Source organism: Paenibacillus sp. FSL P4-0184 (assembly GCF_038004625.1).
Lineage (GTDB): Bacteria > Bacillota > Bacilli > Paenibacillales > Paenibacillaceae > Paenibacillus_AQ.
The window spans coordinates 1,804,411-1,824,224 of sequence record NZ_JBBORN010000001.1 but is presented as its reverse complement, the minus strand read 5'-3'; the positions used below and the strand labels follow the sequence as shown (position 1 = coordinate 1,824,224).

At 46.6% G+C, this 19,814-nt stretch carries 18 protein-coding genes; 10 read left to right on the top strand and 8 right to left on the bottom strand.

Features of this window, described 5'->3' with window-relative positions; translation table 11 throughout:
• Positions 1–120: 120 nt before the first annotated feature.
• The 3 genes from MKY52_RS07785 to clpB all read left to right on the top strand — a co-directional run bounded on the left by MKY52_RS07785 (position 121) and on the right by clpB (position 4,707).
• Entirely contained in the window at positions 121–588 is a 468-nt protein-coding gene (locus tag MKY52_RS07785) for an Hsp20/alpha crystallin family protein (RefSeq protein WP_341050790.1), read from the top strand.
• Positions 589–763: 175 nt separating this feature from the next.
• Complete coding sequence (locus MKY52_RS07780) at positions 764–1,771, top strand: J domain-containing protein (RefSeq protein WP_341050788.1); 1,008 nt, start codon at positions 764–766, stop codon at positions 1,769–1,771.
• Between the two features lie 293 nt (positions 1,772–2,064).
• The gene (gene clpB, locus MKY52_RS07775) at positions 2,065–4,707 is read left to right on the top strand and encodes an ATP-dependent chaperone ClpB (protein ID WP_341050786.1); all 2,643 of its coding nucleotides are present in this window, start codon (positions 2,065–2,067) and stop codon (positions 4,705–4,707) included.
• A gap of 92 nt (positions 4,708–4,799) precedes the next feature.
• On the opposite strand, the gene MKY52_RS07770 is transcribed toward clpB, so the two are convergent.
• Entirely contained in the window at positions 4,800–6,440 is a 1,641-nt protein-coding gene (locus MKY52_RS07770) for a glycosyltransferase family 2 protein (RefSeq protein WP_341050784.1), read from the bottom strand.
• A gap of 328 nt (positions 6,441–6,768) precedes the next feature.
• Here MKY52_RS07770 and MKY52_RS07765 point away from each other — a divergent pair, with 328 nt between their 5' ends.
• The 6 genes from MKY52_RS07765 (at position 6,769) to MKY52_RS07740 (ending at position 12,690) form a co-directional block, all read left to right on the top strand.
• A complete protein-coding gene (locus tag MKY52_RS07765) occupies positions 6,769–8,385 on the top strand; it encodes an ABC transporter substrate-binding protein (RefSeq protein WP_341050783.1) in 1,617 nt (538 codons plus the stop codon).
• Between the two features lie 69 nt (positions 8,386–8,454).
• Positions 8,455–9,405, top strand: a complete 951-nt coding sequence (locus MKY52_RS07760) for an ABC transporter permease (RefSeq protein WP_042123467.1) — start codon at positions 8,455–8,457, stop codon at positions 9,403–9,405.
• A gap of 4 nt (positions 9,406–9,409) precedes the next feature.
• Positions 9,410–10,255 carry an ABC transporter permease gene (locus MKY52_RS07755; RefSeq protein WP_042184173.1) on the top strand — a complete coding sequence of 282 codons (846 nt, stop codon included), beginning with the start codon at positions 9,410–9,412 and terminating at the stop codon, positions 10,253–10,255.
• 15 nt (positions 10,256–10,270) lie between these two features.
• Positions 10,271–11,290: an ABC transporter ATP-binding protein gene (locus MKY52_RS07750; RefSeq protein ID WP_076299926.1), complete on the top strand. Its 1,020-nt coding sequence runs from the start codon at positions 10,271–10,273 to the stop codon at positions 11,288–11,290.
• Complete coding sequence (locus tag MKY52_RS07745) at positions 11,280–12,200, top strand: ABC transporter ATP-binding protein (protein ID WP_143759515.1); 921 nt, start codon at positions 11,280–11,282, stop codon at positions 12,198–12,200. The genes MKY52_RS07750 and MKY52_RS07745 overlap by 11 nt, the downstream gene beginning before the upstream one ends.
• Before the next feature lie 34 nt (positions 12,201–12,234).
• The gene (locus MKY52_RS07740; protein ID WP_341050780.1) at positions 12,235–12,690 is read left to right on the top strand and encodes a hypothetical protein; all 456 of its coding nucleotides are present in this window, start codon (positions 12,235–12,237) and stop codon (positions 12,688–12,690) included.
• Between the two features lie 75 nt (positions 12,691–12,765).
• Here the strand turns inward: MKY52_RS07740 and MKY52_RS07735 are convergent, their stop codons facing one another.
• Positions 12,766–13,599 (bottom strand): hypothetical protein, encoded by an 834-nt coding sequence (locus MKY52_RS07735; protein ID WP_042184178.1) that lies wholly within the window; start codon positions 13,597–13,599, stop codon positions 12,766–12,768.
• Positions 13,600–13,824: 225 nt separating this feature from the next.
• On the opposite strand from MKY52_RS07735, the gene MKY52_RS07730 reads away from it, so the two are divergent.
• Positions 13,825–14,421, top strand: a complete 597-nt coding sequence (locus tag MKY52_RS07730) for a TetR/AcrR family transcriptional regulator (protein WP_341050777.1) — start codon at positions 13,825–13,827, stop codon at positions 14,419–14,421.
• Between the two features lie 82 nt (positions 14,422–14,503).
• On the opposite strand, the gene MKY52_RS07725 is transcribed toward MKY52_RS07730, so the two are convergent.
• Genes MKY52_RS07725 through MKY52_RS07700 form a run of 6 tightly spaced genes read right to left on the bottom strand, consistent with a single transcriptional unit; the run spans position 14,504 to position 19,697 of the window.
• The gene (locus tag MKY52_RS07725; protein WP_341050774.1) at positions 14,504–15,370 is read right to left on the bottom strand and encodes a metallophosphoesterase family protein; all 867 of its coding nucleotides are present in this window, start codon (positions 15,368–15,370) and stop codon (positions 14,504–14,506) included.
• A gap of 52 nt (positions 15,371–15,422) precedes the next feature.
• Positions 15,423–15,764 carry a DMT family transporter gene (locus MKY52_RS07720; RefSeq protein ID WP_341050772.1) on the bottom strand — a complete coding sequence of 114 codons (342 nt, stop codon included), beginning with the start codon at positions 15,762–15,764 and terminating at the stop codon, positions 15,423–15,425.
• Complete coding sequence (locus tag MKY52_RS07715) at positions 15,761–16,549, bottom strand: HAD family hydrolase (RefSeq protein ID WP_341050770.1); 789 nt, start codon at positions 16,547–16,549, stop codon at positions 15,761–15,763. The genes MKY52_RS07720 and MKY52_RS07715 overlap by 4 nt, the downstream gene beginning before the upstream one ends.
• 14 nt (positions 16,550–16,563) lie before the next feature.
• Positions 16,564–17,910, bottom strand: coding sequence for an ABC transporter substrate-binding protein (locus tag MKY52_RS07710; protein WP_341053363.1), 1,347 nt, complete (start codon positions 17,908–17,910; stop codon positions 16,564–16,566).
• Positions 17,911–17,944: 34 nt separating this feature from the next.
• Entirely contained in the window at positions 17,945–18,790 is an 846-nt protein-coding gene (locus MKY52_RS07705) for a carbohydrate ABC transporter permease (RefSeq protein ID WP_149646299.1), read from the bottom strand.
• 25 nt (positions 18,791–18,815) lie between these two features.
• Complete coding sequence (locus MKY52_RS07700) at positions 18,816–19,697, bottom strand: carbohydrate ABC transporter permease (RefSeq protein WP_341050768.1); 882 nt, start codon at positions 19,695–19,697, stop codon at positions 18,816–18,818.
• Positions 19,698–19,814 lie beyond the last annotated feature (117 nt).

Below are 19,814 nucleotides of genomic sequence, written 5' to 3'. Positions count from 1 at the left end.
GCTGATTTGCCTGAATTTGACCGAAAATTCGCTTAAATCGGTTTTGTTATTCCTTTGATAGGGGACTATAATAAGGTCATAGGTCAAATAAAGTCAAAGTCAATGAGAGGAGAATGGATAATGTTTGATTTAGTTCCTTTTGGTAAACGTAGAGATGATGCTTTTGGTATGCTGGCTAAGTCTTTGAATGATGTTTTTAATGATGATTTTTTTGCACCGATCAAGAGCTCGACGATGTCCTTCAGAACGGATATCCACGAGAGCGAGCAGGCTTACCTGATTGAAGCTGAACTTCCTGGCTTTAAAAAAGAAGAAATCGACATTGATTATGCCAGCCCTTACTTGACGATTAAAGCGGTGCGGAAGGAAGAGAATGCGGAGGAGAACAAGGATCATCAAATTGTACGTAGAGAACGTCGATATGGTGAATATGTTCGCAGATTCTATGTTCAGGATATTGGAGTGGAAGAGATTCGCGCGTCTTTGAAAGACGGATTACTGAAGCTGGAAGTTCCAAAACAGCAAAAACCACAAGGGAAACGCATTGAGATTCAAGACGGAGATTCTAGCGCATCGCAGTCTGAATAAGCATAATTTAGGCGGTAATAGTTTCCGCTCAGCATCTTAGAGATAGGCAGCGAGCTTTTAATATAGTGTTATGAATAAAAGGCGCATTGTAGTGGAGGATTCCGGCTATGGTGCGTCTTTTCTCGGAATCGTACGATGAGTTGTATTTAATCAAGCGTTGAAAGGAGGAATCCGAATGGCTAACAAAAGCTATTATGATGCTTTGGGCGTGAGCAAAACAGCAACTAAACAGGAAATTAAGAAGGCTTATCAAAAGCTGGCCAAGAAGTGGCATCCCGATGTGAACAAAGCCTCTGAGGCAGAGGCGAAATTCAAAGAAGCGGCTGAAGCCTATGAAGTGCTGGGCAATGAGGAGAAACGCAAGCTTTACGATGAGGAGCTGCTTTATGGGGCTCAGCGTGGTAGAGCTGGTGGAGGTGCGTCGAGCGGAGCCTCTTCGTGGGATTCAAACTATGGTGGAAGCTGGAGCGGCGGAACTTATTCTGCAGGTGGTTCTGGCATTTCGGAGGAAGATTTGTTCGGAATGTTTTTTGGGAATCGGGGATCGGCGGATCGCGCTGGCTTTGATTTCTTTTCTAGTAGTGGTAGTGGGCGTTCGAACGGCAATCCATGGGGTGAGGCGCGTAGTTCGACGCAGGCGAAGCTGGATATTACGTTGGAGCAGGCCTATAAGGGAGCAACTGTAAGAGTGCAGATCAGTGATAAAACTGTGGACGTTCAAGTTCCCCCGGGTTCTAGTGAAGGCACGATTTTAAAAATCGCAGTAACCACTCAGAGTGGCATAGCTCCAGGTGGGGATATACTGCTGGTACTTCATATTCTTCCTCATGATATATACGAGCTTCGTGCTGGCGATTTATACGGTGTAGTTGAAGTTGCTCCATGGCAAGCGGTATTGGGTGGTGAGGTGAAGGTTCCATTACCGGGTGGCGGTGCCGTGAAATTGAAGATTCCTGCAGGAATTCAAAGTGGTAAAACGCTGCGCATCCCAGGCAAAGGTTTGAAGCGTGAGAATGGTGCGAACGGTGATATTTTATTTGGTATTGAGATTGTTGTCCCTGAGCCAACCAGCGAAGCGGAGAAGAATTTGTACCGTAAACTGGCTGAATCCAGCCATTTCGAGGCTAGAGCTAAACGTCAAAGCGCTAGTGCGCAGCGCCCGAAGGCAAAAGTGGGTAATTAATAGGTAGGTAGAGGTAACTTTGTATGAATAGAGTGCTAGTAGTAGAAAAGTAACTTAATTAGAAACTAACTATAGTAGAGACCTGTGAGAAGTGTCGGGAAAAGGAAGGGTAAAAGTGTTCTAAAGGTGCCGATTTCGGCTCGACGAGTGAAAAGAGGGGTGAAAATGCCCCAGAATGAGCCGGATTCGGCTCATCCGCCCCAATTCAAAGGTATTAATCCCGCTAAATTAATCTATCCCGGCCAAAACGGCCGATCCCATATATCATTCTTAAATAGAAAGGTGAGAGAGCTATGGATTTCAATAAACTTACTCAAAAGCTGCAAGAAGCAGTGGCTGCGGCGCAGTCGCTTGCTTCGGGCGGCGGTCATCAGGAGATCGATAATCTCCATCTGTTAAAAGCATTACTCCAGCAGCAAGAAGGCTTGCTGCCAAGATTGCTGCAAAAGATGAACGTCCCCATAGCTGAGCTGCTGCGCAGCACGGATGAACTGCTTGGGCGTAAGCCAAGCATAAGCGGATCAGGAGCAAGCACAGTACGGCGTTATGCCTCGCAATCGCTGATTCATCTGCTGGAACAGGCGGAGAAAGAAGCAGCGAAGATGCAAGACGAGTTTGTTTCGGTAGAGCATGCTGTGCTGGCCATGGTGTCGGATTCGAGCAGGGATAACCGTGAGCTGCGTGATCTTTTTGTCAGTCGTGGATTAACACGCGAGAAGCTGATGTCTATCCTTGCTGAGATTCGTGGGCATCAGCGTGTAACGAGTCGGGAGCCGGAGGCTACTTATGAGGTGCTGGAGAAATACGGACGTGATCTTGTAGCAGAGGTTCGCGCGGGTAAGATCGATCCAGTCATCGGACGTGACGCTGAGATACGTCGTGTGATCCGAATTCTGTCCCGTAAAACGAAGAATAACCCTGTATTGATCGGTGAGCCAGGTGTAGGTAAAACAGCGATTGTGGAAGGCTTGGCTCACCGGATTGTACGCAAAGACGTGCCAGAGGGGCTGAAGGACAAGACGATTTTCTCGCTGGATATGAGTTCCCTTGTAGCAGGCGCGAAGTTCCGAGGTGAATTCGAGGAACGCTTGCAGGCGGTGCTTAGGGAAGTTCGTGAAAGTAACGGCCGTATTATTCTTTTTATTGATGAGCTGCACACGATTGTAGGCGCAGGTAAAACCGAAGGCTCGATGGATGCGGGCAATATGCTGAAGCCGATGCTGGCTCGCGGCGAACTGCACTGTATCGGTGCCACAACGCTCGATGAATACCGCAAGTATATAGAGAAGGACCCTGCGCTGGAGCGCCGTTTCCAACAGGTGCTGGTCAGTGAACCGGATGTAGAGGATACGATCTCCATTCTACGCGGTCTGAAGGAACGGTTCGAAGTCCATCATGGAGTCAAAATCCATGACAGCGCCCTCGTCGCTGCAGGCGTTCTGTCTAACCGCTACATTACGGATCGTTTTTTGCCGGATAAAGCGATCGACTTAGTAGATGAAGCTTGTGCCATGATCCGTACAGAGATTGATTCCATGCCGGGTGAGATGGATGAAGTGACCCGCCGCCTAATGCAGATGGAGATTGAAGAAGCGGCACTCAAAAAAGAAACCGATGACGCCAGCAAACGCCGTCTGGAAATCTTGCAACGTGAACTCGCCGATCTGAAGGAGAAGCAGCTTGGGATGACGGCGCGTTGGGAGAAGGAAAAGTCAGCGATTCAAGGCATCCGCGACCTCAAAAAACGGCTGGAGCAAGCCCGCAAGGATCTGGTCGATGCACAGGAGGAATACGATCTTAATAAATCGGCCGAACTCAGCTATGGCATCATTCCTGATCTGGAGCGGCAATTGAAGGCAGCGGAAGAAGCGGCACAGCAGGATCAGGATACAAGATTATTGCGTGAAGCTGTAACCGAGGAGGAAATCGCAGATATTGTATCGCGCTGGACGGGTGTGCCGGTTAGCCGACTGGTTGAAGGCGAACGCGATAAGCTGCTGCGTCTGGAAGAAACGCTGCATGAACGAGTTGTGGGCCAAGATGAAGCTGTCAGCTTGGTGGCCGATGCCGTGCTTCGGGCAAGAGCCGGGATCAAAGATCCGAATCGGCCGATCGGTTCCTTCCTGTTCCTCGGTCCGACTGGGGTGGGGAAGACGGAGTTGGCTAAATCGCTCGCGGTCTCTCTCTTTGATCGCGAAGATGGCATGATCCGTATCGATATGTCGGAGTATATGGAGAAGCACAGTGTTTCTCGCCTAGTCGGTGCACCTCCGGGATACGTTGGATATGAGGAGGGAGGCCAACTTACAGAAGCTGTACGGCGTCAACCGTATACAGTAGTGCTGCTCGATGAAGTGGAGAAGGCGCATCCCGATGTATTTAATATTCTACTGCAACTGCTTGATGATGGACGGCTGACCGATTCGCAGGGCCGGATGGTCGACTTCAAGAACACGATCATTATCATGACCTCAAATATCGGTTCACCACATCTGATTCAAGGCACCGATGAGAAGGGTCAGCTTACGGAGGCTGCCAAGGATAGCGTAATGAAGGAACTAACTGGTCATTTCCGTCCAGAGTTCCTGAACCGGGTTGACGATATTGTGATGTTCAAGCCGTTGACCCTGGGCGAGATCGAGAAAATCGTGGACAAACTGGTAGACGGATTACGTTTACGTCTTGCTGACCGGGAGATTGGTCTTGAGTTAACTGAGCCCGCGGTACGTTTTATCGCTAAGGAAGGTTTTGATCCAGTGTATGGGGCGAGACCGCTGAAACGCTTCATCCAGCGAAGTCTGGAGACCCGTGTGGCACGTGCGATCATTGCTGGTGAAGCCGCAGAAGGTACGGTGATTCAAGTAGACGAATCCGGCGGCGGCCTGACGGTGAGCATTATGAAACCAGATCTCGATGAACCACAGCGTACTGAATAAGAAGAAGTTAGCAAAACGGATCGTACTATGTAAAAATAAAAGGCGTCCACAAAGCCACTAAGGTTTTGTGGACGTCCTTTTTATGATTACCCTCATTCCACCCAAGGTATTAAATGAGGGTGTTCATCCAGAATGGACAGGTATTGCTCCTTCCAGCCGTATTGGCCATCGGGATCAAGGAGCATGTAACGCAGATATTTTTCTAAGCGGAATTCTGCCTTCGACCAGCCTAGATGCTTGAGTCGCAAGTTACTTAGCTGGTGGGGAAGCTCGAAGACATTCTCCGGGAATCGCCCACAATGCTGTGGAGATTCATTCCATACATAGTTGAAGTCTTCTTTATAACGAAGCAAAAAAGGACGGTAATTCAAATGAGAGCGCCAGTAAATATCTTCTCTGTAATGGGTGGCGTTCCATAAATCATAGAGACGGAAACAGAATAAATCGACCTCGTCAGCGTACAGCAGGGGTTCGATATTTGCCGCGAAGCTCGCTTCAAAGATTTCGTCTGCGTCCAGACTTAGAATCCACTCGGGCTTCGTCTTCAGAACCTCTTCCCATTGCTGCTTTCGCAGCTCGATTTCATTGCTGAATTTGGATATGGTATTGTGCACGAGATGGACGGGAATGCCTTCAAGCACCTCCAGGCAGATAGCTGCTGAATTATCGGTGCTGCCATCATCGATAATGACGGCCTCGTCGATGTATTTGCGATGCTCTTCCAGAACCTGTCGCAGAAAGCGTCCACTTTCATTTTTCACAACCATGGTGAGGGTTAGCTTGGGCCGTTTTCTGGCTGGAGGGACTGTCTCCTTGGAGCTTTCGTTGTCTGGATTGTCTGTTGTGGGTGTTGGCATTACTGATGCAGGTACTTCGTCCGTAGATGAACTGTTCTCAGTATCAGTGGCTTCAGCTTTGGTCTCCGTAGTTTCTTTGATGAAATCCTCTACTTTACTCAAATCACTGTCTCTATACAAGTGTAGCGCCGGATAATGGGTATCGACGAACAAGGGAATACCAAGGGCTGCGGCACGAATGCAGAAATGACGGTCTTCTCCCCAGTATGAAATGTTGCGAATTTGATTATAGCTAACTCCAGCTTTTATCGCATGCTGACTAATCAATGTACAAGCCCCGAGTCCGCCCACCTCATAGATTCCGGGAATCCGCATCTTTGCTATGAATTCATGAAATCTGCGATTAATCTCCTCTGGTTGCAGTTTTTCACCGGGCAGTAACTCCCACTGATTGTATTCGTCGTGCATCCATACCTGCGGCTGAAACATAGTCTCGGGCTGCCACTGCGTCCAGAATACCTCTGAAATAATATCCTTGTTCGTACCTATTAGATGTCTGAGGGTATCGGGATGGAGAATGAGATCAGAGTCAATAAGGAATAAATAATCATAGTTCAAGGTTTGGGCGCGGTTGATCATGAGATTCTTAAAATTGGCTACTTTCCAGACTAAGTTGGTATTCCAAAAGTGGGTAGTGTCATTGCGAATATACGCATCGTGAAAGCCGGAGCTCTGAAGATAAATATGATCACCCATGCTTTGGAATTCCTGGAGCAGCCGACTTGACTCCCCATCATCATTATCATCAACTAGATGGAAATCCAGCTCAATATCGGCAATATTCAGACGAAGCAGGGAATTCAGAAATTCTTTTAAAACCATAGGCTTCTGGTGGATTGGACTGCCAATCAATACGCGAATCTTGTTTTCCGTCATTGCCGCCTCCTTGGGGAACGCCCCTCTTTCCTTGGATGATCCTTATGTTCTCAATATATTTACAGGAGAGCGGCAATAATCCTTATTTTTCAAAGTTCTGTAAAGTAAATGAGTATTAGATGTATTAATTCGTAACGATCTGCTGTACAATAACCGAATAATTAGATGACAATATGAACAGCAAAGGATGAGCGCTATGGATAAACCATCAATCGATTCCCTCAATATTACATTAATGTGAAATGCTATCCATTGTAATTCCTAGTATTCCGATATACAATATAAAAAACACAAGCAACGCAGAACATAGAATACGGGGGAGAAACTTATGCGTAAAGGATTATCTGGAGTTATTACTTTGATTTTGTTAACATTTTTGATTAGTGCGTGCTCCGGAGGGAACACCGCCACTTCTACAAATACAAATCAGACACCTGCTACTAATGATGGAACGACAGCAAGCACTGAGATAAAAGATGGAGGCAACTTGATTATTGGAGTCGCTGCTGATCCTGTTATTCTAAATCCGAACTACGCGGGTGACCGTGTCAGTCTTACGATTGACCAAGCGCTATATGCTCCACTGTTCCAAGTAAATGATGGTAAGAAGACCTTCTACTTGGCAGACAGCCTAACCCTTTCAGAAGATAACCTGACTTATACGTTGAAGCTGAAAAGCGGACTGACATGGCATGACGGAGAAAAGCTTACTGCTGACGATGTCGTGTTCACGATTGATAGTATCCTCGATGAGAAGCAAAACAGCATGTTGAGAGCGAACTTATTCATCGGTGATAAACCCGTTAAGGCCGTTAAGGTGGATGATCTGACCGTAGAGTTCAAGCTTCCGCAGGTCAGCCCAGCTTTTGAAGCTACACTAGTGCAAGTATTTCCGATTCCAAAGCATATTTTTGAAAATGAGACGGATCTAGAGAAAAGCACCAAGAATGCTAATCCTGTTGGATCTGGACCATTTAAATTTAAAGAATATAAAGCAGGCGAATATGTTACATTAGAAAGATTTGATAACTACTTCGGCGGCAAGCCACATCTTGATTCTGTAACGTACCGGATTGCTAAAGATACGAATGCTGCGAATCTCGCACTTCAGAGTGGTGAGATCAACATTAAATATCTCGATCCTCAGGATGTTGGAACGATTGAAGCTTCGAACAATTTCGAGATCCTTCCTTATAGTGAAGGCCGATTGTCCTACCTGTTGTTCAATGCGAACAGCGATAGAGGTGCTCTTGCTAAAAAAGAAGTTCGTCAAGCCTTGTCTCTAGCACTAAGCCGTGATGAAATCATTCAGGCTGCTTATTCCTCTAGCGAGTATGCTGACCCGGCGAAGTCATTCTTGACTCCGGATGCATTGTTCTATACTAATGACGTACCTTCTTTCGATAATGATGTGGAAAAAGCGAAAGAGCTTCTGCAATCGGCAGGGGTTAGCAATCTGAAATTGAGATTGATTGTATCGAGCGGTAATAAAGCTCAGGAAGCTATTTCACTATACGTGCAGCAAAAGCTAAAGGCCATTGGCGCTGAAGTTGAACTGCAAAATATGGATGCCTCGGCATATGGTCAGAAGTTCAGTGATATGAATTCAACAGATTTTGAACTTGCGATTGCGGGTTATATTATGGGTTACGATCCTGATGCTTACAGAATTTTGTATACTTCTACTGCTGACTCTAACTACTCGCATTATAATAATGCTGAAGTCGATAAGTTGTTTAATGAAGGTGCAGGAGAAGCAGATGTGACTAAACGTGGTGAGATCTATAAGAAGATCCAAGAGATCATTGCTGACGATGCACCGATTTATCCAATTGCTAATACTAAGACTATTGTAGCTGTCTCCAAGAACTACGGCGGTCTAGAAGAAGCAGTCTTGAAGCCTGTCGTTATTTTTGAAGATTTATCGAAAATCTACCTTAAATAAAAACGGGAAAAAGTAAGCTGGGTTATCCAGCTTACTTTTTTACCGATACAGAACTGGGAGAATAAACGTATGAGACAACTTATCGTCCGAAGATTACTGCAAACCCTGCCGATGTTGTTTTTTGTTTCGGTTGTGTGCTTTGCGATGATTAAGCTGGCTCCGGGGGATCCGGTATTATCCTTCGTTACGCCGAATATGCACGCAGATGATATTGAGCGCATCCGGCATAACCTTGGGCTGGATAAGCCAGCCTACATTCAATATTTAATCTGGATTAAAGAAATATTGCAGGGGAATTTCGGTTATTCCCTAGTGAATCATCAGCCAGTATTGGATCAAATTCTAGAACGCCTGCCTGCAACGGCAGGTTTGATGGGTTCTGCGATCGGTCTCGCTGTTTTGCTGGCGATTCCACTCGGTCTTATTGCTGGAGCAAACCGGAACCGCTGGGTAGATAAGCTGATTAATTTCTTATCCTATGTCGGAATATCCGTGCCTTTGTTTTGGCTTGCCATCTTACTAATGTACTTATTCGCGATTAAGCTGCATCTGCTTCCTATTATGGGGATGCGAACGATTGGTGTGGAATCGGCGTTTGATGTATTCAAGCATGGTATCCTGCCTTGCACCGTGCTTGCTTTTGGATTCTTGGCTGGTTATGTGCGATACATTCGCTCTAGTACCATTGGACAGCTAAAAGAAGAGTACGTGCAGATTCAATATGCTTTTGGATCTAACAAGACAACGATTCTGTTCCGTCATGTAATGAAGCATGTGTTGCTTCCTGTAATTACATTGCTCGGGATGTCTATGGGTGATCTGGTGGCAGGCGCAATTGTTACAGAAACAGTATTTTCATGGCCAGGTATTGGCTCTTTGGGGATGACTGCAGTTAAAGGGATGGATTACCCCGTGATTATGGGAATTACTCTATTCTCCTCTTTAATGCTGATCATCGGTAATCTGGTCGCGGATATTCTATATAGCTTCGTGGACCCACGAATTAAATTAACGAGGTGACCTCATGAATCGCAGTAAATGGAAAAGTGTTGGAGATGAGCTATTTACGAATAAATTGGGCGTCGCAGCCCTCATTACTTTAATCATCTTCTCACTGGGCTCTATATTTGCTTTTTTATCTGGACATGATCCGAATGCGATGGATGTTCTGGCACGTCTGAAATCGCCGGGAGCCGATCACTGGTTCGGGACGGATGACTATGGCCGGGATTATTTTGCCCGCGCATTATATGGTGGCCGGGTATCACTGCTAGTTGGCTTTGCTTCAATGATCATTGCTACAGGCATAGGTGTGACGGTGGGCGTAATCAGTGGATTCTTTGGCGGATGGGTTGATAATCTTCTCATGCGGATGCTTGATGTAGTGCTGTCCATTCCTTCTTTCTTAGTTCTGCTGCTGCTTAGCGTATTTCTGAAGCCGAGTGTTGGGAATATCATCATTATTATTGCTCTATTAATGTGGATGAATATCGCCCGTGTCATTCGGGCAGAGACGATGACGATTAAGGAACGCGAATATGTACTCTATGCAAAAGCCTCCGGACAGAGCAATTTCGGAATTATTTGGCGTCATATTCTTCCGGGGCTAGTGCCTGTTGTCATTGTAGGTGCGACGAATAATATCGCTTCGGCGATAATGATGGAGTCGTCCCTAAGTTTCCTCGGGTTCGGGGTACAGCCTCCGAATGCGACTTGGGGCAGTATGCTTAACAATGCGCAGGGATATATCGCTCAAGCGCCATATCTGGCTTTATTCCCTGGATTATTGATACTATTAACGGTACTGAGCTTTAATGTTTTGGGTGATATTTTGCGGGTAGGCTTTGAACCGAAGCTGATCCGAAGATAGGAGTGTGAAGACATCATGACGGAACGGCTATTGTCTGTCGAGGATTTGAAGGTTTCGTTCCATACAAGGGACGGAGAGAATCAAGCAGTTCGCGGCGTTAGCTTTCATATAGATGCTGGTGAGACGGTAGGAATCGTCGGAGAATCTGGTAGTGGGAAGAGTGTAACTGCCAAGGCGATTATGTCGTTAATTACACCTCCGGGTAAAATTATCGGTGGAAATATTAATTTTCGTGGTGAGAATTTATCGAACCTTTCGGAAAAAGAGTGGAGAAAGCTACGCGGCAATCGTATAGCAATGGTGTTTCAGGACCCCATGACCTCTCTTAATCCTGTAAAAAAAATCGGCCAGCAGCTTACGGAAGTCATCCGTCGGCATCGAGGTTTAAATAAACAAGAAGCGCTTAAAGAGGCAGCAAGCATCTTGCGTCAGGTAGGTATTAATAATCCTGAACAGCGGCTGCAGCAATATCCGCATGAATTCAGCGGCGGGATGCGCCAGCGGGTCATGATCGCCATGGCTCTTTCCTGTAAGCCAGAGCTATTAATTGCGGATGAGCCGACAACTGCGCTCGATGTAACAATACAGGCGCAAATTCTCGATCTTTTTAAAGAGTTGAAAAATAATACCAGTACAGCTGTAGCGCTCATTACCCATGACTTGGGTGTGGTAGCACAGGTATGTACACGGGTTATCGTAATGTATGGTGGACTTGTAATGGAGGAGGGCACGGTAGAGGATATCTTTTATCGCCCACAGCATCCTTACACGAAAGGTCTGCTTCGCTCGATTCCAAAACGTGACGGCAAGTCGCGGGAACGCCTTGTCCCTATCGAAGGCACACCTCCGGATTTGCTGAATCCTCCTTCGGGCTGTCCCTTTATGGAACGTTGCCCTAATGCTTTTGCCCGTTGCAGCGAACGTCCTCCAGTCATCGAATTATCGCCTGGCCATCGTTCGATGTGCTGGCTGGCAGACGGTGTGCAGGAGACTCCAGCCGTAGCTGGTGTTGAAGGGAGCGGTTCTGTTGAGTGATAATAAGATTCTAGTGGACGTAAATAATCTGAAGAAACATTTCTCCAAAGGCAAGGATATATGGGGACGTAATACATCAGTGCTTAAGGCGGTAGATGGCGTAAGCTTTCAGATTCGTCAGGGGGAGACCTTTGGACTGGTCGGAGAGTCGGGGAGCGGCAAGTCCACGGTTGGACGCTGCTTGCTGCGATTGTATGACTATACAGATGGTGAAGTGTCTTTTGACGGGCAGCCGCTGAGCAAGCTTGGAGAGAAGCAGCTTAAGCCTTTTCGCAGACGGATTCAATCGATCTTTCAAGATCCATATTCCTCGTTGAATCCAAGCCTGAATGTGCTTGATCTGATCAGTGAGCCTATGAAAATCCACGGGATCCACGAAGGCGACGAGCGTATAGAGGCAGTTGCGGCACTGCTGGATAAGGTGGGTTTAAAAAGAGAGCATCTTTATCGCTTTCCTCATGAATTCAGTGGTGGGCAACGCCAACGGATTTCGATCGCTCGAGCATTATCTGTGAAGCCTGAATTCGTAGTGTGTGATGAACCGATCTCAGCGCTGGATGTATCTGTTCAGGCTCAGGTAGTGAATATGCTAGAGGATTTGCAGTCGGAATTTGGGTTGACCTACCTCTTTGTTGCGCACGATCTGTCGATGGTACGGCATATTTCGGACCGGATTGGCGTGATGTATGGCGGTCGTCTCGTAGAGGTAGCCGAAAGTGACGAACTATACGAGAACCCTATTCATCCTTATACGAAGGCGCTGCTATCTTCGATTTTGGAGACGGACCCTAAGCGGGCTAATCAGAGAATTATTTTAGATGGATATTCGGCAGAGTACGGCAGGGCTGAGACCTCTACATTGCAGGAAGTTAGTCCGGGTCATTATGTTGCTTATGATTTCACGGAATAAGTAGAATCTATATACAGGTATGGGGGGAATCAGGATGTCAGACAATTTGAACCGAGTAAAGTTATCCCAGTGGGATGCTTTACTGGTAGAATCACTTCGCGCTTTGGGCTGGTCCAACGAGGATATTCTTCGTAAAGTGGCGGAGGGCGATTTGCCCGTTGACGAGAGTGAATACGAATTTGATTATAAGCAGTTGACCACTTTACAAGCGGAGCAGCCAGAATTGTTCGAGCAAGCGGTGAAGACAGGCTATCAGATCAAGTACAACACGATTCGTGGCATTCGTAGCTGGATATGGATTGTTCTTGGTAAAGAGGCAGAGTTGGAGCTTGAAGAGGGTAAAGAAGCCATAGAAATAGTATTGACGACAGCCGAGAAGAACCGGCTGGAATCTGTGCTGTCATTCGGCTGGCAGATTCACGGTGGAGCCGGCGTGGAAGACGATGCCAGCGCTAACGCAAGCTACCGGATCGAGCCGATTCAACGATAACCTCTCCGAGCAGAGAAGAAATAAAGAAAGAACGCCCTTACCTTTTCCTCATGGAAAGGATAAGGGCGTTCTTGGTTAGTTCACTTCAATCCGGCCACGCCGGAAGCTGATTTCTGCTTTGCCGGTGTGCAGCTGCCACATATGCCAGAATACAAACGGAACAATCATAATAAAGTTGATGATTCCCCAATAGTTCATGACGTCTGCATTGTACCACGATGAAGCATCCATTAGTGTCGGGAACAGGCTAACGAAGCAGGCGCGTAGAAGTAAATGTGCCGCTAATGTATAGACCCGCGCAATGATGTAGAGTTCTGGGCGGCGTTTGATGATGGGATAGAGCTCGGCTGCGAGAAGAATGCATAGCGAGCTTGCAAAGAACTTCGGACTCTCTGCATAGACGAAGGCTGCATTCCAAGTTGTATAGAGGAAGTTCCAGCCGATTGTCGTATATGCAATGAGATCGCCGTGCGATTCAGTAGAAATCTTCCAATATTTTGGCGCAAAAGGGATGGTTATACATAATAGGAGGCCGGTAAGCGCATTGAATGTATTCCCCATCGTAAAGTCTTTAATGGTCGCTTCCATGATATTAAGGAATAGAACGCCATATACGAACCACAATACCCAATCCTTCTGTAACCCATTCCAGAACGGTCCTTTTCGTTTCTCGTAGTTAGCAATACGAATGAATCCAACAAATATCGTAGGAAGAATTACACTTAAAATCTTGGCCCAGCGAAACCAGCCTTCGACACCGCCCATAAGCCATAAGGGAAAGGTTAGTAAAGAAGCAATCCAGAACCAGTGGGCAAACTTATAATGCTTGCGCATGATACTGACAACAATAAGAAGCAGAACTATGTAGCCGATCATACTAACGCCGTACTGCCATGCAGGAATATCCATGATAAACCTCCTTTTTTTGTGAAAGCGTAATCAATTGTTGCCGATACTGAGCTTCAACCTTACAATGCTTGGTTAATTCATAAACATAACAACTGTTCGGTTTTATTGTATTAGGAATTAATTGGTTCTGTCTGTGCTAATTAACACACAAAAAACAAATTAGATTCAGTACTCTTTTCATATAAAAATAAATCGCAATAAGCGATTCAGTTGGGCGGGGAGTTTATGTCTGAGGATAGAAAATTACATATTATTGAGGCGACGAATCGTGTTATCTATCGAATGGGTATTGCGGGTACGACAATGCGGAGAATTGCCGATGAAGCCGGGCTTAGCACAGGGGCGTTGTATCATCATTACAATAGTAAAGAAGAGATTCTTTATGATGCGATGGATCGCAGTCTATCCGTATCTACGAGAATTGCCGAGGAGGTACAGCAAGGGAAGTATAGCCGCGGGGAAGTTATTGAGCAAATCAGCGAGAATGTGAAAGATCGTTTTAACAAAATAGATGACAATCGAATGCAGTTCTATCTTGCCCAGGAAGCGATACTAGGGAATGAGGAAATCTCCAATCAATTGAAAGTTAAGTATAAGAAATGGATTGGTCATACCGAGGAGCTGTTGCAACGCGTGTACGAAAAACAGCCCGGGAAATACAATAAAGCCATTGCCTCATTACTGATTGGAGCTATTGACGGGATCGTTATGCAGACGCTGCTGGGTGTGGCGAATACGGATGATATTGAAGATATTTCCGAGGTATACCACAAGCTTCTTGTAGAAGGCATTCCGAAGCTATTAGAAGCATGGGATGAATAACGCAGAGCGTGGCGGTACGGCTAATCCTTGTGCGTGTAATTTACAGAATGAAACTCCCCGCAGCTTGCTGCGGGGAGTTTCATTATACGTTTACTGCTGTATAAGCAACCTCATATTGTGCAGCTTCAATCCAGGTTCCTGTCTTAAAGTCTCTGCCCCGGACAAGCACTTTATCTCTATACACTTCCACATAGAAGCCTTGGCTGCCTGTCTTATGCTTATCTTCGTTTGTCCAAAGGTAGGCGACAGAAGCAGCATTAAACATCGTTGCCATCTCTCCATGGCCAGGGTGAATAGTGTTGTCTACCTCTAGCTCCCAATGGGTGTGACCAGTGAATAACAAGGTCTGGGGGTGTCTCGAAAGAATCTCTTTTAATTCCTTATCTTGAGTTACACCATACCAATCTTGTGATTCTAACGATCCAGCTACTGTATCTTTAAGCGGTTGATGCAGGAAAAGAAAGATAGGCTGATCCGGTGAAGCTTGCTCCCCAAGCTTATGCTCCAGCCAATCAAGCTGCTTAGAGGAAAGATGACAGAATTTAGGTAATCCTTTTTCTGTACCTAGAAAGATAAAATGATAGCCATTAATCCAGTGATCATGATAGGGTCCAGACATTCCAGTCTGTGACGTATACATCCCTAAGCGAGACTTCCAAATCCCGAGGCCTACATCATGATTACCTAAAGTGAAAGTAATGTCGGGCAAGTCAGCCTTATGTTGATTAATGATACGAAGCATTTCTTTATATTCAGCAGAAAAACCATGGTTTGTGACATCACCGATATGCATAATCCCACTGCTGCCTTCTCCATGTGCGGCTATATCACGGAGCGCCAGCTCAAAGTTAAGATTGTACTCATGATTTCGGTCAGCGGTGACATGCGTATCCGTGATGATCTGAAAGGTAATAACAGGCTTCTCTTCAGGTAATGTGTTCGCGCTCATGTTTAGGCATCCCCCTTCATCTTATGAATCTATGAAATACTGTGGCTGTTCACTAATGCGTCTTCCCGCTAATGTTCAGTCCTATGATCCCGGTTAGGATAACGGCTATCCATAGTAGGGAGGACAGGGTTAGCTTTTCTTCGAAAAATAGGGCTCCTATGAAAGAAATAAGGATGATTCCCGCCCCTGACCATATCGCATAAGCAACGCCTACCTTAATAGAGGTGAGGGCATAATTCAGGGAGGTGAAGCTGGCTCCATAGAACAGAAACATGAGCACGGAAGGCCAGAGCTGAGTGACCCCCTGAGATATTTTCATTGAGATGGTCCCTGAGAGTTCGAACACAATAGCTAGCATCAGAAACATCCATGCCCATATTCCTTCTATTTTCACAGGGAAGTAACCTCGATGCTAAGTTCAGCGTAAGTTCGCACAATGAGATCTGCATCCGGGAGAATATGCGACGAAGCACTAATGTCTTCATTTTCAGTGATACCTATAGCTACTTGCACACCCGCTGCTTTAGCCATTCGCATATCCCCATTAGTATCACCGATAACTGCTGTGTGCGCGGGTTCAACGGCCAACCTTTCGCAGGCAAGCTGCACCATGTCGGGGAAAGGTTTACCCTGATCCACAAGGTCTGTTCCAATTACCTCGGAGAAATAGTGCCGTATGCCGAGCCATTGGAGATGTTTCTCTGCAGCATCTGTTTCATCTGCGGTCACCACGGCGAGAGGGATGCCAGCACTCGCACACTCATCGAGAAAACGGTGAATACCCGGCAGCGAGTGAACGGGGCGTTTCTCTTCCAACATAACATCCGCTTCCAGACGGCACTGATGAACAAGCTCCATGGACTCCGCCCACGATAAACCTTGCAGATAACCCTGCCATGACAGGATGGCATAGAGATCACTCATAGTCCCCATAGCCAGGGGTCCGTTCCGATCATAATCGGTAATGCTTCCTTGGGCATTGTGTATAGTTCCCATTAATGCAGGGAGCTGTTCTTCTGGAATCTGTAGTCCTCTTTGCTTCATATCCTTCGTGAATCGCTCTAAAAAACACTCGCCCCAGCTGCCCCAGAGGGATACGAACTGGAGCAGCGTACCATCCTTGTCGAATAGAATAGCTGCTACAGCGTATCTGCCTTGTGGCGTGATGAGCTCAGACATGAACTCCACCGCCTTTATTTTAGTTTATCAAGCGCTGCTTGCGCTGTTTCCTGTGCTTCCTTAAGTGCCTGTGCTGCAGGAATATTCTCAATTTGCACCTTATCAGCGGCGATTTTCAGCGCATCGTTGATTTTGCCGCCAGTTGGATCTTGGAATGGTGCAGAACCATGAGATGCTTGCATCAATGGAACCTTAATCTGTGGATTGCTTTCACTGAATGACACAAACGCCGGGTCTTGCAATGCGGATTGGCGCACCGAAATATATCCAGTATTAATGGACCAAGAGGCAGTATTCTCGGCATTTGTGAAGTAGGTTAGCCATTTCATAGCCGCTTGTTTCTCACTGTCGCTAGCTTTAGATAGAATGCCGGCCATCAGTGATTGGGCTACGGGTTTGCCCTCGCCAATCCCTGCCCAGCCTGGCTGCTCCATAGCAGAAACAATGCTAAAGTCGAGGTCACCTTGATCGCCACTGGAGCCGGTGTAGCCTGCGGATTGATTCTTCATTACATCATCAATTGTTTTGTACCAATATTCCCAGCCTTGACCCCCTGAATGAATCCGCATGATCTTATCCTCGTGGATCCATTTGCGGAACAAATCCCAGGTTTCGATCCACTCTTTAGAGTCGATCGTGACTTGTTTGCCATCCTCACTAAGGATGGTGCCTCCTTTGCTGAGCACGGCATCAATCATGTTCCCTGAACCCCACATAGGCTCCCAACCGAAGAAGGTGGTTTTGCCGCCGTCTTTCACGGTCATTTTCGCAGCTGCGGCAGCTAGGTCTTCCCAAGTCTTCAATGTGCTCGCATCAATTCCGTTCTTCTCAAAAGCATCTTTGCGATAGTACATAACCTGTGTTGTTCCATACATCGGCAGGAAGTATTGCTTGCCATCAACCTGGCCCTGATTTAGAAAGGTTTGGACAAAATCCTCTTTATTAAAATCTGGCTGCAATGCCATAAGCTCATCTATCGGAGCGAAATATCCTTTGCGAGCCCAATCTACGTTTGAGGAGAGAGCAGCAGCAGGCACATTTCCTGTAGCAATCGCCGCTTGCAGCTTCTGCTCGGTTTCAGTGTAGTCTGCCTGCGCGATACCTTTGACAATGACCTCTTGCTGGGAGGCATTAAATTTCTGAATCAGTGCCTCCATATTCTCACCAAGCTTACCGCCGAGACCATACCAGAACTCAATCGTTACCGGTGCATTTTGTGTAGGCGCAGTCTCTGCGGAGGGGGAGGAAGAAGCTCCATTTGCCGCTGTAACATTACCTGTACTCGCATTTCCTCCACAAGCTGTTAACATTGTAAATCCGGCAACCAAAGATAGGGCGGACAGTCTCTTCAATACGTTCATCATCATTCTCCTCTTATTAAATAGAATAGTTAGCTTATCCTTTGCTGGAACCAGCGGTCATGTTGACGCTTTGCATGATCGTTTTCTGAGCTAGTAGAAATACTAGCAGCAACGGGGCGATGGTGAATGCGCTAGCGGCCATGATCAGCGGCCATTTCAATCCGTAAGCACCTCCTTGAGTGAAGAAACTACGCAGACCGGCCGAGACCAGCTGTAGATTAGGATCTTTGGTGATGAGCATTGGCCAGAAATAGTTATTGTACTGATCAATGAAGGTGATCAGGGCTAGCACAGCAAAGGAAGACCGTGTAATGGGGACAAGAATGGTCCAGAGAATCCGCATATGCGAGGAACCATCCACTTCTCCAGCCTCTACCAGCTCATGGGGAACCTGAAGGAAGGCTTGCCGAATTAGAAAGATGGAGAAGACACTTACACAGTTAGATAGAATCAACCCAGCATATGAATCCAGTAGATGAAGCTGGGACAATACCAGATATCCGGGAAGATAAACGGCGGTGGCAGGGACCATATAGCCGAAAAGAATGACACCTGCGAACAGCCCTCTGAAGCGGAATTTCATATGCGTAAGCGCATAGGCCATCATCCCGGAATTTATCACCTGCAAAATAACAATCGATACGGCGACAAATACGCTATTGCCCATATATCTAAAGAAAGGGGCTTCGTGCCAAGCGGCTGAAAAGTTACTCCACAGCGGCTCTTTCGGCCAGATCGTCGGCGGAGACTGCCAGATTTCATCATTGGTTTTTAAGGCGCTGGTGACCATCCAATAGAAGGGGAAGGCCATGATCAGTGCAATAGCTGCAAAAAATAGATGGCGGGCCAGTTTGCCCACTCGTACGGTCGTTGCATTCATCAGTCGTTCTCCTTTACAGCAGTAGTTATTGATAATGGGTTGTCCGTTTACTAACCTCTAGTGAGATTACGGAGAGCAGCATACATATAAATACCAGAATCATTGCGACACTAGAGGCTTCTCCAATCTGAAAGGCTTCAAAGGCAGACTGATAATACATATAGAGCAAGGTACGTGTTGATCCCGACGGTCCACCTTGTGTGAGTACGTTAATCTGGTCGTATGCCTGTAAGGCACCAATGATCTGTACGATGAACAGAAACAGTGTCGTTGGCGAGATTAGCGGTAAAGTAATACGGCTGAATTTTTGAACAGCATTTGCTCCATCCAGTTCAGCGGCTTCCAACAGATCGGTAGGGACATTGCGTAGTGCCACCAAGTAAAAAATCATCGCCCAGCCTACCGATTTCCATATCGTCACGAGCAGAACGCCGAGCAGTGCCCATGTAGGATCTTGAAGCCAACCGATTTTTTCTAGACCTAAGAGGTCAAGTACAGTATTAGCAAGACCGATTTCGGGTTCATAGATCCAGGACCAGACAATGGATACCGCCACGGTCGGTGTGACCCAAGGGGAGAAAAGCAATACCTGATAGAGGGTGGAGCCTTTCAGCTTCCCATTCATCAGGAGTGCTAGTCCAAGTCCGATCAGAATAACGGGCAGTACACTTCCCGTACAGAATAACAAGGTTACTCTTAGCGCTTTATAGAAGGCGGGATTGCTGAACAGATCCAGATAGTTGGTTAGTCCGACAAAGGTTTTCTCGGGGCTCATGAAGTCCCATTCAGTAAAGCTGAGATAAAATACATAAAGTAATGGCGCGAGCCAAAATACCACGAATGGAATCATTGCCGGCAAGGTGAAGAGCACCGGTTTCAACTCACCTATAAATCTTGTGCGTTTCATTATTTTGTCGATACCCCATTCCATCTTCTGTTTTTTGCGGTATAATTCTGAGGAAAGCTCCTCCGTTCAAAAAAAATTGTACACTCATCGAGCAGCTGCGTGGTCAAGCGGGCGTAA

Excerpts from the sequence above, each read along its gene's own strand:
- MKY52_RS07785 (WP_341050790.1), top strand. The coding sequence starts at position 121 with ATGTTTGATTTAGTTCCTTTTGGTAAACGTAGAGATGATGCTTTTGGT.
- MKY52_RS07780 (WP_341050788.1), top strand. The coding sequence starts at position 764 with ATGGCTAACAAAAGCTATTATGATGCTTTGGGCGTGAGCAAAACAGCA.
- clpB (WP_341050786.1), top strand. The coding sequence starts at position 2,065 with ATGGATTTCAATAAACTTACTCAAAAGCTGCAAGAAGCAGTGGCTGCG.
- MKY52_RS07770 (WP_341050784.1), bottom strand. The coding sequence starts at position 6,440 with ATGACGGAAAACAAGATTCGCGTATTGATTGGCAGTCCAATCCACCAG.
- MKY52_RS07765 (WP_341050783.1), top strand. The coding sequence starts at position 6,769 with ATGCGTAAAGGATTATCTGGAGTTATTACTTTGATTTTGTTAACATTT.
- MKY52_RS07760 (WP_042123467.1), top strand. The coding sequence starts at position 8,455 with ATGAGACAACTTATCGTCCGAAGATTACTGCAAACCCTGCCGATGTTG.
- MKY52_RS07755 (WP_042184173.1), top strand. The coding sequence starts at position 9,410 with ATGAATCGCAGTAAATGGAAAAGTGTTGGAGATGAGCTATTTACGAAT.
- MKY52_RS07750 (WP_076299926.1), top strand. The coding sequence starts at position 10,271 with ATGACGGAACGGCTATTGTCTGTCGAGGATTTGAAGGTTTCGTTCCAT.
- MKY52_RS07740 (WP_341050780.1), top strand. The coding sequence starts at position 12,235 with ATGTCAGACAATTTGAACCGAGTAAAGTTATCCCAGTGGGATGCTTTA.
- MKY52_RS07735 (WP_042184178.1), bottom strand. The coding sequence starts at position 13,599 with ATGGATATTCCTGCATGGCAGTACGGCGTTAGTATGATCGGCTACATA.
- MKY52_RS07730 (WP_341050777.1), top strand. The coding sequence starts at position 13,825 with ATGTCTGAGGATAGAAAATTACATATTATTGAGGCGACGAATCGTGTT.
- MKY52_RS07725 (WP_341050774.1), bottom strand. The coding sequence starts at position 15,370 with ATGAGCGCGAACACATTACCTGAAGAGAAGCCTGTTATTACCTTTCAG.
- MKY52_RS07715 (WP_341050770.1), bottom strand. The coding sequence starts at position 16,549 with ATGTCTGAGCTCATCACGCCACAAGGCAGATACGCTGTAGCAGCTATT.
- MKY52_RS07710 (WP_341053363.1), bottom strand. The coding sequence starts at position 17,910 with ATGAACGTATTGAAGAGACTGTCCGCCCTATCTTTGGTTGCCGGATTT.
- MKY52_RS07705 (WP_149646299.1), bottom strand. The coding sequence starts at position 18,790 with ATGAATGCAACGACCGTACGAGTGGGCAAACTGGCCCGCCATCTATTT.
- MKY52_RS07700 (WP_341050768.1), bottom strand. The coding sequence starts at position 19,697 with ATGAAACGCACAAGATTTATAGGTGAGTTGAAACCGGTGCTCTTCACC.